The sequence below is a fragment of the Streptomyces sp. NPDC099050 genome, from assembly GCF_044759865.1.
In the GTDB taxonomy this organism is placed as follows: Bacteria; Actinomycetota; Actinomycetes; order Streptomycetales; family Streptomycetaceae; genus Streptomyces.
On record NZ_JBIWAE010000002.1, the window covers coordinates 99633 to 114582 of the forward strand.

Consider the following 14950-nt stretch of genomic DNA (forward strand, 5'->3'; position numbering starts at 1 on the left):
GAGTCGGTGGGCGCATTGGATCGCCACCCGCTCTCGCCCGGCTTAGCGACTGCGGCCGTCTTGGGCTGGGAAGCCTATGAGTACGGCGTTGGACCTCGCAGACGCCATCGGTGCGGTCAGTCGGTGCCGGCGACGATGACGGCTAAGGCTCCGAGGACGATCAGGACGTAGAGGATCTGCCGCAGCCGCTCGGTCACCGGTCACGCGCCCGGATCGGCCGGCACTCCGGATCCGTCCGGCCGTGAGCGTGCTGGTCTGGGCGCGCGCCGGACATCGAATGCCCGGGGATCGTCTCGTAGTCCTCGCTCAGGATCGGCCGGTCGCAGCGGCAGCAGAAGCGCGTCACTGGAGGCTACTCGGCTGGGTCTCGTGAAGCACCGACGCCAGGATGCGGAGGATGCGGGCGAGGCCGCGGGCGTGGTTCCAGGCCGCGTGATCGCCGTCGCTCAGCGGGCCCGCCTCGGCGAAGTATGTCCACTCGGCCAGCGCGGCCCCTGCACGTTCAGTCCGCCGGGCCAGTGGCAGCCGGGACACCGCTGCGTGCAGCTTCTGCCCTTCGGTCATCAGATCGTCGACCAGTTGTGCCACGCCGTCGGCGCCGGGCCGCTCCGCGTAGGGCACCAGAGCGCGCGCCGCGAGCTCCTCGATCGTCTGCCTCTCGCCTGGGTTCATGCCGGTGCTCCCTGCCATCGTCAGTGAGTGGTGAGAGACACCATGGCCCCGCAGCGGTCCTATGAGGAGGACTTTTTGGAGGCCTTTTCGGGCCCTGGAATAGGGCTTCGCCGACCGAGTTGCGAGGGCTCGTGACAGTTGAGAGGACGTTCTGAGAGAGTAGGTCAGGACACCTATGCACTATGGGAGTTGGAATGACCCGACCCACCGGGAACGCGCGATTCAGGGCGGCCCGCCAAGCCGCCGGCTACCGAACTCAGCAGGAACTCGTCGACGCGCTCGCGGCAGGCGGGATCCACGTCGGCCTGCGTCAGGCCCGACGCTACGAAGGCGAGAACCCGCCCCTGCCCCACCCCGACGTTCGTCAAGCCATCGTTGACCTTCTCGGCCGTCCCCTGGACGAACTCGGTTTCAACGTGCCGCCCGGGACCGGGCCGCACGTCACGTCAAGCCTCATCGCGCCCGCGAACCGTGGCCCTCTCCGGACCTCCAGTGCGCCGCAGCCGGCCACCGCCGGGGCTGACTTCCTCGCTGTCACCCGCGTGCACCGTCGGCTCTACTGGACCGTGACCCCGGCGATACTGCATCCCGCCGTCGCGGCTCACGCCACCCTGGGCGGCCAGCTCCTCGACGCAACCACCGGCCGCACGCGTCAGACCCTTGCCGCCGCCCTTGCGGAAAGCTGGTTGTTGGCGGGCCGAATCGAGTTCTTCGACCTCCGTGAACCCAACCGTGCCGGCGACACGTGGGTGCGCGCCCTTCAAGCAGCCGGGGAAGCCGACGATGCTCTGCTCGGGTCCGCGATCCTTGCCCACATGGCGTTCATTCCCGGGTGGGCTGGGCAGCGTTCCGCCGCCACTGAGCGGATGGTTGCGGCCCGGACTTACGCTCGGCGCGGGCAGGCCAGTGGCTACTTCGTGGCCTGGCTCGACGCGGTCGAGGCGGAGTGCGCTACCCGTTGCGGGGACAACCGGGCCGCTCTCAACTCGATTGCCCACGCTGAGACTGTCGTCGGGGACACAGAAAGCCAGCGCACCCCGGAGTGGATGGACTGGTTCAGTCCGGTCCGGCTGGCCGCGTTCAAGGGGAACGTGCAACTGACTGCAGGGCACCTGCCGCAGGCCCGCGAGACGCTGCTCCACGCGCTGGACGATCTCCCGGGCGACGCGGACAAACAGCGCACGGTCATCCTCGGAGACCTTGGTTCGGTGGAGGCCGCCGCTGGACGCCCGGAGGAGGCGGCCCAGTACGCCCTCCGTGCGCTGGAGCTGTTGGAGGCGCACTGGTACGCGACCGGGCTGGATCGGGTCCGGGAGGTACGGCGCGCACTCGGCCCCTGGGAGCACGAGCAGTACGTCCGCGACCTCGATGACCGTCTCTACGGCTGGGGGGCTGTGGTCAGCTCGCTTGCTTGTTGAACCGGGCGATCAGGGGGGACAGGTCAGCGAGGGTCTCGATGCGGAACGTCGGCAGTTCCCGGGCCTCGACGGTGTCCCACTGGATCGTGGCCCACGGGCCCCGGCGGACGAGCGCGGTGTGCATTCCCGCTTGCTTGCCGGGGCGGAGGTCGTTGTCGACGCGGTCGCCCACGTAAAGGATCTCGTCCGGCGCGAAGGGAACGGCCTTGGCCACATGGAGGAAGAACTCAGGGTCGGGTTTGCTGGCGCCCCAGTCGTCCGAGGTCCCGATCAGGTCGACGTCACCTGTGAAGAGACCGCGGAGCAGGCCACCGGCCCGGACGGTCTGGTTCCCGGCGATCCCGAGCCACAGGCCGTCGGCGCGAAGCTGTGCGAACGCGGGCCGCACGTCCGAGTACAGGTCGGACTCGTCGAAGTGTTCCGGCTGTCCGGCGGCAGCGCGGGCCTCCCGCTGTTCAGTGAGGTCGAAGCCGGGGCGGAACTCCTGGAACACCTCGCGATAGTCCCGATTCTGAGCCACGACGGCGCCGAACATCGCCGCGAAGGTGTGGCGGGGTACACCCAGCCAGTCGGCCCAGGTGCCGTACTCCCGGGTCTCGTCCACAAGGCACTCGCCGACGTCAAAAACCACAGCGCGAATCGTCATACGGGGCAGCCTAGCCACGGGTCCGGCGACCCACGCCAAGTAGGCGTCTGAGCCGCTGGCGTGCTCTTGGCCCGCTCACAGCGCACGGATCGCCAGGAATTGGCGGACAAAGTGGCTGTGACAGCATGGCGCGAGTGCTGAGCATAGAGATCAACGGTCTGCCCGCAGAGGTGGAGGACGTGCACCGGGTGGCGACCTGGAACTACGGGCACTTCACGTCGATGCAGGTCCGCGAGGGGGCGGTGCCGGGGCTGGAGCTCCACCTCCGACGGCTGGCCAATGCCTCTCTGGAGCTCTTCGGCGGGATGGCCGTGCAGGACGACCACAGAATCCGCGAACTCATCCGGCACGCGCTCGGCGACCGGCCGGCTGCGTCAGTGCGGGTGAGCGTCGTTCCCGCGGTCGGCCCAGCGGGCGGTACGGACGTCATGGTGTCGGTCTCGGACGCCGTCGCCGACAGCCCACGGCCGGCCCTACGGGTTCGCACGGCGACGTACGAGCGCGACCTGCCGCACCTCAAGCACGCGGCGACGATGGGGCTCACCTACGGGATGCTCCAGGCCCGCGAGGCGGGCTTCGACGATGTCCTGTTCGTCGGCCGGGACGGGTTCGTACGTGAGGGCTCGGTCTGGAACGTGTCGTTCTGGGACGGGGAACAGGTGCTGTGGCCCGAGGCCCCCGTGCTGCCCGGCATCACCATGCAGCTGCTCCAGGCCGGCCTGACCCGCGTCGGTGCGATGTGGTCGACCCGCCGGCTGACGGCCGCCGACCTGCCGGAACTTCGAGCCGCCGCGGCGAGCAACTCTCATTGCCCCAGCCAGCCGCTGGCCTCCATCGACCAACTCAGCTACTCCGGCGGGGGCCCGGTCCTGACCGATGTCCTCAACAGGGCCTGGGCCTCGGTCCCCTGGGACGTCATCTGATAGCCGCATCGGCACGTCACCACGACGTGTCAAACGCCCCCGTGCAGATCAGCCACAGCCGGTCGCTAGTCGCTAAGCCGAGTGGGAGTGTGTAGCGATCTGTCGCGCCCACCGACCCTGAGGTCTGCCGCTTCCCCCTCTCGCTCATGCTGGCGGTCGACAGTCTCGGGAAGGGTGTCCAGACGCCCGGCCCTGGATGCTCTGATCGTCCCGCGCGTCCGTACCGGCTGAGGTCACGGTCCTGCCGGGGCCGTGTTGCGGATGACCGCCGGCCGGAGGGGGCTGCGCATTTCCCGACCAGGCCGCTCCTCCCGAGGTCCTCCCCCAGGCCATTCCCCGGGGGGGTCCCGGGAGTCTTGTGTTTTTCCGTGGTGGGGCGGTCCGTCAAGGGTGGCCGAAGGCCATCGCGAAGCGACGCGACCGCAGGGAGCGCCCTTGACGGACCGCCCCACCACGGAAGGACGCTCGACTGCCGGGACGCCGCCCGGCACCCACGCAGCCACCGACCGGCCCGCAGCCCCGCCGCCCCTCACCCCCGACTCCGCCCGGAAACAATTCTGCAATCTCTTACGCAAGGTCTTGCAGCGCCTCCTCCTGGCACCTACGGTCGCTGCAATCCCCAACTCGGCCGTGACCGGTCCCCACCCGGCTGCGCGCCTCTCCGCCAGGAGGAACACCCCATGCCCACCCGTGCTCGCGCCGTCAGAGCCGCCGCCGCGCTGCTTTCCGTATCCGCCGTCACCGCCGTGGCCGCCTTCGCCGTTGTCGGCGGGCCCGCTCCCGAGGCGCGTGCCGCCGCCCCTGGTGAGAAGGACGTCACGGCCGTCATGTTCGAGTGGCGGTTCGACTCCGTCGGGAAGGCCTGCGGGGAGAGCCTCGGGCCCGCCGGGTACGGCTACGTCCAGGTGTCGCCCCCGCAGGAGCACATCCAGGGGGCCCAGTGGTGGACCTCGTACCAGCCCGTCAGCTACAAGATCGCCGGCCGGCTGGGTGACCGTACCGCCTTCAAGGCCATGGTCGACGCCTGTCACGCCGCCGGAGTGAAGGTCGTCGCCGACTCCGTCATCAATCACATGGCGGCCGGCGACGGGACCGGAACGGGCGGGAGTTCGTACACGAAGTACAACTACCCGGGCGTCTACTCCGGCGGCGACATGGACGACTGCCGGTCCTCGATATCGAATTACAACGATCGCGGGAACGTACAAAACTGCGAACTCGTCCAGCTCGCCGACCTGGACACGAGCGAGGACTACGTGCGCGGCCGCATCGCCGGCTACCTGAACGACCTGCTCTCCCTCGGCGTCGACGGCTTCCGGATCGACGCCGCCAAGCACATGCCCGCCGCCGACCTCGCGAACATCAAGTCGCGGATGTCGAACCCGAACGCCTACTGGAAGCACGAGGCCATCCACGGCGCCGGGGAGGCGGTCTCGCCGAGCGAGTACCTCGGCAGCGGCGACGTGCAGGAGTTCCGGTACGCGCGGGACCTCAAGCGGGTCTTCCAGAACGAGAACCTCGCCTACCTGAAGAACTTCGGGGAGGCCTGGGGGCACATGCCCTCCGGGCAGTCCGCCGTCTTCGTGGACAACCACGACACCGAGCGCGGCGGCGACACCCTCAGCTACAAGAACGGCTCCGCCTACACGCTCGCCAACGTCTTCATGCTGGCCTGGCCCTACGGCTCGCCCGACGTGCACTCCGGTTACGACTGGACCGACCGCGACGCCGGACCGCCCAACGGCGGTACCGTGAAGGCCTGTTACACCGACGGGTGGACGTGCCAGCACTCCTGGCGGGAGATCTCCTCCATGGTCGGCTTCCGCAACTCCGCGCGCGGCCAGGCCGTCACCGGCTGGTGGGACAACGGCGGCGACCAGATCGCCTTCGGCCGGGGCGCCAAGGCGTACGTGGCGATCAACCACGAGGGCTCGGCCCTGACCCGGACCTTCCAGACCTCCCTCGCGGCCGGCGACTACTGCGACGTGCAGAGCGGCCGCACGGTGAGCGTGGACTCCGGCGGGCGGTTCACCGCCACCCTCGGGGCCGGAACGGCCGTCGCCCTGCACGTGGGCGCCCGCGCATGCGGCGCGACCTCCACGCCGACCCCGACGCCGACCGCCAGTCTCACCCCGACCCCCACCCCGACCCCCACCCCCACCGCCGGTGCCTCCTTCGCCGTCAACGCCACCACCGTCGTCGGCCAGAACATCTACGTCACCGGTGACCGCGCCGAGCTCGGCAGCTGGAACACCGGCGCCGCGCTCAAGCTCGACCCGGCCGCCTACCCCGTCTGGAAGCTCGACGTCACGCTCCCGCCCGGCACGGTCTTCGCGTACAAGTACCTCCGCAAGGACGCCGCCGGGAACGTCACCTGGGAGAGCGGAGCCAATCGCTCCGCGACGGTCCCCGCCAACGGCAAGGTCTCGCTGACCGACACCTGGCGCAACTGATCCTCCCGTCCCACCCCGTCCCGCACCCGAGGAGATCCGCCTTGATACGCCCCGCCCTCGCCGGCGCCGCGGGAGTGCTCGCAGCCACCCTGGCCGTGACGCTCCTGCCCGCCCTTCCCGCCGCCGCGGCGGCCGCCGCCAAGGCGCCACCGGCCCCGCCGTCCGACGCCAAGCTGGCGGCCGAGTCCGCACGGCACGACCTGACCCGGGAGCAGTTCTACTTTGTGCTCCCGGACCGGTTCGCGAACGGCGACCCGCGCAACGACCGGGGCGGTCTGACCGGCTCCCGGCTGGAGACCGGCCTGGACCCGACGGACAAGGGCTTCTACCAGGGCGGGGACCTCAAGGGGATCGCCGACCGGCTGGACTACATCAAGGGGCTCGGCACCACGGCCATCTGGATGGCGCCGATCTTCAAGAACCAGCCGGTGCAGGGGACGGGCAAGGACGTCTCGGCCGGCTACCACGGGTACTGGATCACCGACTTCACCCAGGTCGACCCGCACTTCGGGACCAACGCCGATCTGGAGCGGCTGATCGACAAGGCGCACGCGAAGGGGATGAAGGTCTTCTTCGACGTCATCACGAACCACACCGCCGACGTCGTCGACTACCGGGAGGCTTCCTACGGGTACCTGTCCAAGGGCGCCTTCCCCTACCTGACGAAGGACGGGGAGCCGTTCGACGACTCGGACTACAGCGGCGGGAAGGGGAAGTTCCCGAAGACCGACGGCGACTCCTTCCCCCGCACCCCCTTCGTCCCCGCGGCGAAGAAGAACCTCAAGGTCCCGGCCTGGCTCAACGACCCGACGATGTACCACAACCGGGGCGACTCCACCTTCGCCGGCGAATCCTCCGACCAGGGCGACTTCTTCGGCCTCGACGACCTGTGGACCGAGCGTCCCGAGGTCGTGGAGGGGATGGAGAAGATCTACGAGAAGTGGGTCGAGGAGTTCGACGTCGACGGCTTCCGGATCGACACCGTCAAGCACGTCGACACCGGCTTCTGGACGCAGTGGGCCACCGCCCTCGACGCGTACGCCGCCCGGCAGGGCCGCAAGGACTTCTTCATGTTCGGCGAGGTCTACTCCGCCGACACCGCGATCACCTCCCCGTACGTGACCCGGGGCCGCCTGGACGCCACCCTCGACTTCCCGCTCCAGGAGGCGATCCGCTCGTACGCCGCCCAGGGCGCGGAGGCCGGGCGGCTGGCCTCCGTCTTCGGTGACGACTACCGGTACACCACCGACAAGGCGAACGCCTACGAGCAGGTCACCTTCCTCGGCAACCACGACATGGGCCGCTTCGGGACCTTCCTGAAGCAGGACCGGCCGGGGGCGGGGGAGCAGGAACTGCTGGACCGTTACCGGCTGGCCAACGAGCTGATGTTCCTCTCCCGGGGCAACCCGGTGATCTACTCCGGCGACGAGCAGGGCTTCACCGGCGCGGGCGGGGACAAGGACGCCCGCCAGCCCCTCTTCGCCTCGCGGGCGGCCGACTACCTGGACGACGACCAGCTCGGAACGGTGCGCACACACGCGAGCGATGCTTACGATCCGGAGCACCCGCTCTACAAGCAGATCAGTGCTCTCGCGAAGCTGACCAAGGACCACCCGGCCCTCCGGGACGGCGTCCAGAGCGAACGTTTCTCCGACGGTTCGGCCTACGCCTTCGCCCGCACCGACCCCCGCACCCGCACCGAGTACCTCGTCGCGGCCAACAACGCCACCGCCCCCCGCACCATCGAGCTCGACGCCCCGGCCGGCGTCCAGTACGCCGCCCTCTACGGCGGCACGGCCACCCTGATCCGCTCCTCCGCGGCCGGCAAGCTCACCGTCACCCTCCCGGCCCTCGGCTCCGTGGTCCTCCAGGCCGCCACCCCCGCCGCCAAGCCCACCACCAAGCCCGCCCTCACCCTCAAAGCCCCGGCCCCCGGCGCCACCGGCACCGTCGAGATCTCCGCCGAGGTCTCCGGCGACCCCCTGAGCCGGGTCGTCTTCGCCGCCCAGACCGGCACGGACAAGTGGCAGGCCCTCGGCTCCGCGGACCACGCCCCGTACAAGGTGACCCAGTTCATCGATCCGGCCACCGCCGCCGGCACCCCGCTGCGCTACAAGGCCGTGGTCATCGACTCCGCCGGCCGCACCGCGAGCGCCCTCGCCGCCTCCGCCACCGGCCAGACCCCGCCCGCCGAGGTCCCCACCGCCACCCAGCGCGACTACGCGATCGTCCACTACAACCGCCCCGACGGCGACTACACGAACTGGCGCCTGTTCGCCTGGGGCGACCTCGCCGAGGGCGAGGCCACTCCCTGGCCCGCCGGCCACGACTTCACCGGCCGCGACGCCTACGGCGCCTTCGCCCACGTCAAGCTGAAGCCCGGGGCGAGCAGCGTCGGCTACCTCGTCATCGACAAGGACGGCACCAAGGACGTCGCCGCCGACCGCACCATCGACGTGACGAAGACCGGCGAGATCTGGCTGGAACAGGGCAAGGAGCCCGTCCGCACCGACCGTCCCGCCTACCCGCCGCAGGACCAGTCGAAGGCCGTCCTGCACTACCAGCGCCCCGACGGCGCCTACGAGGGCTGGGGCCTGCACGTCTGGACCGGAGCGGCGACCCCCACCGACTGGTCCAAGCCGATCCTCCCCACCCGCACCGACTCCTACGGCGCCGTCTACGAGGTCCCCCTCGCCGCCGGGGCCACCAGCCTCAGCTACATCCTCCACAAGGGCGACGAGAAGGACCTCCCCTCCGACCAGTCCCTCGACCTGAAGAGCAACGGGCACGAGGTGTGGATGCTGGGCGGCAAGGAGAAGTACCTCCTCCCGCAGCCCGCCGGCAGCGCCGCCGCCCTGGACCTCACCAAGGCCCAGGCCGTCTGGATCGACCGCGACACCGTCGCCTGGAACGCCCCGCCCGCCGCCGCCTCACTCCAGCTCCTCGCCTCCCGCGAGGGAGCCGTCAAGGCCGAGAACGGCACCCTGACCGGCCGGGCCCAGTGGCTCCGGCTGGCCAAGACCGAGCTGAGCGCCGCCCAGAAGGCGAAGTACCCGCACCTGGCCGCGTACGCCGCCTACACGGTCGACCCGCGCGACCGGGACCGCGTCCGCGAAGCCCTGCGCGGCCAGCTCGTCGCCAGTGCCCGCGCTGCCAACGGCGCCGTCCTCGCCGCCACCGGCGTCCAGCTCGCCGGGGTCCTCGACGACCTCTACGCGAGGAACGCGACGACGACCGCCCTCGGCCCCGTCTTCAAGGACGGCCGCCCCACCCTCTCCGTGTGGGCCCCGACCGCCCAGCAGGTCGCCCTCGAACTCGACGGCGGCCGCACCGTCCCCATGCGCCGCGACGACGCCACCGGCGTCTGGTCGGTGCGCGGCGACCGCGACTGGACCGGCAAGCGCTACCGCTTCGCCGTCACCGTCTGGGCCCCGAGCACCGGCCGGGTGGTCCGCAACCTGGTCACCGACCCGTACTCCACCGCCCTGACCACGGACTCCACGTACAGCCTGGCCGTGGACCTCACCGATCCGAAGCTCGCCCCGGCCGGCTGGCGCGAGCTGAAGAAGCCCGCGCCCGTCCCCTTCACCTCCGCGCAGATCCAGGAACTGCACATCCGCGACTTCTCGGTCGCCGACCGCACCGCCACCCACCCCGGCCGGTACCTGGCCTTCACGGACACCGCCTCGGCGGGCATGCGCCACCTGCGCGGCCTGGCCGCCGCCGGCACCTCGTACGTCCACCTGCTGCCCGCCTTCGACATCGGCACCATCCCCGAGAAGCCCGGGGACCGCACCGAACCCGCCTGCGACCTGAAGGTCTACGCCCCCGACTCCGAGGAGCAGCAGGCCTGCGTGGCCGCCGCGGCCGCGAAGGACGCCTACAACTGGGGGTACGACCCGCTGCACTACACCGTCCCCGAGGGCTCGTACGCGAGCGACCCGAACGGCACGGCCCGCACGGTGGAGTTCCGCCGCATGGTGCAGGCCCTGAACGGCGCGGGCCTGCGCACCGTCATGGACGTGGTCTACAACCACACCGTGGCCGCCGGCCAGTCCGACAAGTCGGTGCTCGACCGCATCGTCCCCGGCTACTACCAGCGGCTGCTGGCCGACGGCTCCGTCGCCACCTCCACCTGCTGCGCCAACACCGCCCCCGAGAACGCCATGATGGGCCGCCTCGTCGTGGACTCGGTGGTCACCTGGGCCAAGCAGTACAAGGTCGACGGCTTCCGCTTCGACCTCATGGGCCACCACCCGAAGGCCAACATCCTGGCCGTGCGCACCGCCCTCGACGCGCTGACCCCCGCCAAGGACGGGGTCGACGGCAAGAAGATCGTCCTCTACGGGGAGGGCTGGAACTTCGGCGAGGTCGCCAACGACGCCCGCTTCACGCAGGCCACGCAGCAGAACATGGCCGGCACCGGCATCGCCACCTTCTCCGACCGGGCCCGCGACGCGGTCCGCGGCGGCGGCCCCTTCGACGAGGACCCGCGCGTCCAGGGCTTCGCCTCCGGCCTGTTCACCGCGCCCAACGCCTCCCCGGCGAACGGCACTCCGGAGCAGCAGCGGGTGCGGCTCCTCCACGGCCAGGACCTGATCAAGGTCGGGCTGACCGGCAACCTCGCCGGGTACGCCTTCACGGACTCCACCGGCCGCAAGGTCAAGGGGGCCGAGGTGGACTACAACGGGGCCCCGGCCGGGTACGCGGCGGCCCCCGGCGACGCCCTCGCGTACGTCGACGCCCACGACAACGAGACGCTCTTCGACGCCCTCGCGTTCAAGCTCCCGGAGGGCACCACGCCGGCCGACCGGTCCCGCGCCCAGGTCCTGGCGATGTCCGTCGCCGCCCTCTCGCAGGGCCCGGCCCTCTCCCAGGCGGGCACGGACCTGCTCCGCTCCAAGTCCCTGGACCGCAACTCCTACGACAGCGGGGACTGGTTCAACGCCATCCTGTGGGACTGCGAGGACGGCAACGGCTTCGGCCGCGGCCTGCCCCCGGCGGCCGACAACCGCCCGAAGTGGACCTACGCGAAGCCCCTGCTGGCAGCGCCCGCACCCGGCTGCGCGGAGATCGGCGGCGCCTCGTCCGCGTACCGGGACCTGCTGAGGATCCGTACGACGGAACCGGCCTTCGCCCTCACCACCGCCGACGCGGTGCAGGCGAAGCTGGCCTTCCCCCTCTCGGGGCCCGAGGAGACCCCGGGCGTGATCACGATGGCCCTGGGCGACCTGGTGGTGGTCTTCAACGCCGCCCCCACCGCCCTGACCCAGCGGGTCCCGGCCCTGGCGGGCACGGCGTACGCCCTGCACCCGGTCCAGGCCTCGGGCGCGGACCCGGTGGTCCGGCGGGCGGCGTACGACGAGGCGAAGGGGGAGTTCGCCGTCCCGGCCCGCACGGCGGCCGTCTTCAAACGGGGGTGATGACGCGGGCGGGGGTCAGGCGGGGTTGACCAGAGTGAGCTGATCCAGCCGCTTCTCCAGCAGGATCACCCCGTACACCCGCCCGTCCCTGCCCTCCTTGTGGGGGAACTCCCCGACCACCCGGTAGCCCGCGGACTGGTAGTACGCGAGCAGCCGGGGGTTGGTGGAGACGCAGTCCAGCCGCGCCCGCTCGCGGCCGGTCCTGGCGATGCGCCGCTCGAAGTGTTCGAGCAGCCGCCGGCCGGCCCCGGCGGGCGCGGCCTCGCGTTCGACCATGAGCCTGTGCACGTAGCCGGCCACGGGCGGCTGGATGCCCCAGGCCTCCTCGTCGGACCACCACAGCTCGTACGCCCCGACGGCGTGCCCGTTGCCGTCCGAGGCGAGCCACACCTCGCCCTCGCGCATGACCGCCAGGAAGTGCGCGGGATCCTTCTCCCCGGGCTTCCACTGCTCGATCCCGTGCGCGGCCATCCAGCGGGCGGCCTGGTCGTACAGCGCCATCAGCGTGCCGGCGTCCTTCTCCTCGGCCTGCCGGAACACGATCCCGTCGTCAATGATCACGCGGGCATTATTGCGCGCCATTCGATCAAGAACGGTCCATCAACGCGGACCGGGCACGGAGGGGCCGGGGCCCGTGGGGGCGGATCCCGTGGGGACGAGGGCCACCAGCCGCCCCACCAGCTCCCCGAACGGCCCATCGGCCGGCTCGTCCACGAGGATCCGTACGAGGATCCCCGCCATCTCCTCGTCGTAGGCGGCGCTCACCGCGGCCAGCGCCGCGAAATCGTGCACCAGCTGCAACTCCAGCTCGGCGCGCGGGATCCGCCGGCCGTCCAGCCAGATCAGCGCCGTCGACTCGGCCAGCGACACCCACGAGCGCACCACCAGCTCCAGCCGGGCGGGCGGAGCCTGCCGGTCGACGCCCAGGTGCGAGAGGATCTGCTCGTACGCCGCCTGGCGGACCTCGTCGATCATCGCGTTGGCCCGGCTGCTGCCGACCGCCGGACCGCCCCGCATCAGCGCCGAGAAACCGGGCCCGTGCTCGTCGACGAAGGCGAAGAACCGCCCCATGACCCGGAGCAACCGCGCCCCGAGCGGCCCCTCCCGGGGCTCCACGAACCGCAGCGCGAGCTCGTCGGCGGCCCGCCGCAGCGCAGCCTCGTAGAGGCTCAGCTTGCCGGGAAAGTAGTGGTAGACCAGCGGCCGCGATATCCCCGCGGCCGCCGCGATCTCGTCGATGGACACATCGTCGGGCGACCGGTGGCTGAACAGCTCCAGCGCCACCCCGATCAGCTGCTGCCGCCGCTCCTCGACACCCATCCTGCGCCGCACCCCGGTTGTCATGCGGAACACCCTACTGCGCGCCCCCGCAGGGGCCCCCTACAGGTCCAGGACCAGGCGGTCCGAGGCCGCGCGGGAAACGCACAGCAGCATGGAGTCCTCGCGTTCGCCGTCCGTGAGGAGGGCGTCACGGTGGTCGATGTCCCCCGCCAGCACCCGGTGTTGGCAGGTACCGCAGAAGCCCTGCTCACAGGAGTACGGGGTACCGGGCAGCTCCCGGCGCACGGCGGTCAGGGCGGATTCCGTCGCCGCCACCTCCACGACCCGGCCCGAGCGGTGCAGTTCCACGGTGAAGGGCTGCGCGCCCCCGCCCGCGGCCGCCGGAGCGAACCGCTCCAGGTGGACCGGGACGCCCGCCGGTACGGCCGCCTCGACCGCCGCCATCAGCGGGGCCGGGCCGCAGCAGTACACCAGGGTGTCCGGGCCGAGCGAGGCGCCGAGCGCGCCCAGGTCGGGGAGGCCCGCCTCGTCCTCGGGGACGACCGTGACCCGGTCCCCGTACCGCGCGAGTTCGGCCAGGAAGGGCATCGAGGCCCGCGAGCGGCCCCCGTAGAGCAGGGTCCAGTCCGCGCCCGCCGCCGTGGCCGCCCGGAGCATCGGGAGGATGGGGGTGATGCCGATCCCGCCCGCGACGAAGGCGTAGGACGGGGCCGGGACCAGCGGGAAGCGGTTGCGCGGCGGGCGGACCGGGAGCTCCGCGCCCTCCACCAGCTGGGCGTGCGCTTCGCGCGAGCCGCCGCGGCCGTCCTCCACGAGCCGGACCGCGATCGTGTGGCGGCCCCGGTCGGCGGGGTCGCCGCACAGGGAGTACTGGCGCACCAGTCCGGAGGGGAGCCGCACGTCCAGGTGTGCGCCCGGGGCCCACTCCGGGAGTTCCGCCGATTCCAGCGTCAGGGACAGCACCCCCTCCGCGGGCTCGGTACGGGAGACGATCAGCGCCGGGATCCACCGGCGCGGCGAGTACCCGGAGACCGGGGTCTCCAGCGCGGGCAGCGGCCACAGCGGCGACCCGGCGTCGATGCGCCGGCCGATGGCCCGCTTCGCCAGCCAGGCGGCGCCCGCGAGCGCGGTCACCGCGAGGGCGCGCCTCATCCGCGGCCACCGCCGTTCGCGCCGTCGTGTGAACTGCCGTGGGAACCGCCGTTCGCCCCGGGGGAGGAGGCCAGGTAGGCGACGGCCTGGGCCGTGGAGCCCTCCTGCGAGGGGTGGTAGGTGCGCGAGAGGTACGTCGGGATCGACTTCAGCATCGCGCCCGTGGACGGCAGGGTCCCCTTGCGGCCCGAGCGGTAGAACTGGCCCACCGAGGCCTTGGACCCGGGCGGGAGGCCGGGGTCGTGTTCCATGAAGTAGCGCGATCCGCGCTGCCACAGGAAGACCAGCGCCGTGAAGGCCGTGGCCCAGGTGCGCGCCCGGCGGCGGTAGTTGCCGTCCAGGTGCATGAACAGGTCGAAGGCCACGGACCGGTGCTCGACCTCCTCCGCCCCGTGCCAGCGCAGCAGGTCCAGCATCACCGGGTCCGCGCCGCGCCGGTCCAGCTCTTCGGCGTTGAGCACCCAGTTGCCCAGGAAGGCCGTGTAGTGCTCGATCGCGGCGATCATCGCCACGCGTTCCATCAGCCACCACTTGCGGGGCGCGCCCGGCGGCAGGGTCCGGTCGCCGAGCAGCTTCTCGAAGAGCCAGTCGATCTGCGCCGTGTAGGGCGTCGGGTCCAGGCCCAGCCGCTTGAGGTGGGGGAGCACGTCGTCGTGCGCGCTCGCGTGCATGGCCTCCTGGCCGATGAACCCGACGACGTCCTCGCGCAGTCGCTCGTCCGTGATGTACGGGAGCACCTGCTTGTAGACGTGCACGAACCAGCGCTCGCCCGCCGGGAGCAGCAGGTGCAGCACGTTGATGGTGTGGTTCGCGAAGGGGTCGCCGGGCAGCCAGTGGAGCGGGGTGTCCTCCCAGGAGAAGGACACGTTGCGGGCCTTCAGCTCTATGTGTTCGGACGCCACGGGGGCGGGCGACGCGGGCGGCGTATTAGACATGGCGTCAATGTACTGACGGGTAGAGGGGAGGGAAACCCCTCTGCCGC

10 protein-coding genes are annotated in these 14950 nt (G+C 71.3%); 4 read left to right on the forward strand and 6 right to left on the reverse strand.

What is annotated here, in order from left to right; genetic code table 11:
- Positions 1-342: 342 nt before the first annotated feature.
- Positions 343-672, reverse strand: coding sequence for a DUF6415 family natural product biosynthesis protein (locus tag ACIQV3_RS03480; protein ID WP_403709336.1), 330 nt, complete (start codon positions 670-672; stop codon positions 343-345).
- Positions 673-866: 194 nt separating this feature from the next.
- On the opposite strand from ACIQV3_RS03480, the gene ACIQV3_RS03485 reads away from it, so the two are divergent.
- The gene (locus ACIQV3_RS03485) at positions 867-2090 is read left to right on the forward strand and encodes a tetratricopeptide repeat protein (RefSeq protein WP_403709338.1); all 1224 of its coding nucleotides are present in this window, start codon (positions 867-869) and stop codon (positions 2088-2090) included.
- On the opposite strand, the gene ACIQV3_RS03490 is transcribed toward ACIQV3_RS03485, so the two are convergent.
- A complete protein-coding gene (locus ACIQV3_RS03490) occupies positions 2071-2736 on the reverse strand; it encodes an HAD family hydrolase (RefSeq protein ID WP_403709340.1) in 666 nt (221 codons plus the stop codon). The two genes, ACIQV3_RS03485 and ACIQV3_RS03490, sit on opposite strands and share 20 nt — an antisense overlap.
- A 134-nt stretch (positions 2737-2870) precedes the next feature.
- Between ACIQV3_RS03490 and ACIQV3_RS03495 the strand changes: the two genes are divergently transcribed.
- The 3 genes from ACIQV3_RS03495 to pulA all read left to right on the forward strand — a co-directional run bounded on the left by ACIQV3_RS03495 (position 2871) and on the right by pulA (position 11535).
- Positions 2871-3659 (forward strand): aminotransferase class IV, encoded by a 789-nt coding sequence (locus tag ACIQV3_RS03495; protein ID WP_403709342.1) that lies wholly within the window; start codon positions 2871-2873, stop codon positions 3657-3659.
- Between the two features lie 680 nt (positions 3660-4339).
- Complete coding sequence (locus ACIQV3_RS03500) at positions 4340-6112, forward strand: carbohydrate-binding module family 20 domain-containing protein (RefSeq protein ID WP_403709344.1); 1773 nt, start codon at positions 4340-4342, stop codon at positions 6110-6112.
- Positions 6112-11535, forward strand: a complete 5424-nt coding sequence (pulA, locus tag ACIQV3_RS03505; RefSeq protein WP_403710124.1) for a pullulanase-type alpha-1,6-glucosidase — start codon at positions 6112-6114, stop codon at positions 11533-11535. Before ACIQV3_RS03500 ends, pulA begins: the two co-directional genes overlap by 1 nt.
- A 15-nt stretch (positions 11536-11550) precedes the next feature.
- On the opposite strand, the gene ACIQV3_RS03510 is transcribed toward pulA, so the two are convergent.
- Genes ACIQV3_RS03510 through ACIQV3_RS03525 form a run of 4 tightly spaced genes read right to left on the reverse strand, consistent with a single transcriptional unit; the run spans position 11551 to position 14903 of the window.
- Positions 11551-12096: a GNAT family N-acetyltransferase gene (locus tag ACIQV3_RS03510; protein WP_403709346.1), complete on the reverse strand. Its 546-nt coding sequence runs from the start codon at positions 12094-12096 to the stop codon at positions 11551-11553.
- Positions 12097-12135: 39 nt separating this feature from the next.
- Complete coding sequence (locus tag ACIQV3_RS03515) at positions 12136-12879, reverse strand: TetR/AcrR family transcriptional regulator (RefSeq protein WP_403709348.1); 744 nt, start codon at positions 12877-12879, stop codon at positions 12136-12138.
- 36 nt (positions 12880-12915) lie between these two features.
- Entirely contained in the window at positions 12916-13968 is a 1053-nt protein-coding gene (locus ACIQV3_RS03520; protein ID WP_403709350.1) for a PDR/VanB family oxidoreductase, read from the reverse strand.
- Positions 13965-14903, reverse strand: a complete 939-nt coding sequence (locus tag ACIQV3_RS03525) for a metal-dependent hydrolase (RefSeq protein ID WP_403709352.1) — start codon at positions 14901-14903, stop codon at positions 13965-13967. The genes ACIQV3_RS03520 and ACIQV3_RS03525 overlap by 4 nt, the downstream gene beginning before the upstream one ends.
- Positions 14904-14950 lie beyond the last annotated feature (47 nt).

Excerpts from the sequence above, each read along its gene's own strand:
- ACIQV3_RS03480 (WP_403709336.1), bottom strand. The coding sequence starts at position 672 with ATGAACCCAGGCGAGAGGCAGACGATCGAGGAGCTCGCGGCGCGCGCT.
- ACIQV3_RS03485 (WP_403709338.1), top strand. The coding sequence starts at position 867 with ATGACCCGACCCACCGGGAACGCGCGATTCAGGGCGGCCCGCCAAGCC.
- ACIQV3_RS03490 (WP_403709340.1), bottom strand. The coding sequence starts at position 2,736 with ATGACGATTCGCGCTGTGGTTTTTGACGTCGGCGAGTGCCTTGTGGAC.
- ACIQV3_RS03500 (WP_403709344.1), top strand. The coding sequence starts at position 4,340 with ATGCCCACCCGTGCTCGCGCCGTCAGAGCCGCCGCCGCGCTGCTTTCC.
- ACIQV3_RS03515 (WP_403709348.1), bottom strand. The coding sequence starts at position 12,879 with ATGACAACCGGGGTGCGGCGCAGGATGGGTGTCGAGGAGCGGCGGCAG.
- ACIQV3_RS03520 (WP_403709350.1), bottom strand. The coding sequence starts at position 13,968 with ATGAGGCGCGCCCTCGCGGTGACCGCGCTCGCGGGCGCCGCCTGGCTG.
- ACIQV3_RS03525 (WP_403709352.1), bottom strand. The coding sequence starts at position 14,903 with ATGTCTAATACGCCGCCCGCGTCGCCCGCCCCCGTGGCGTCCGAACAC.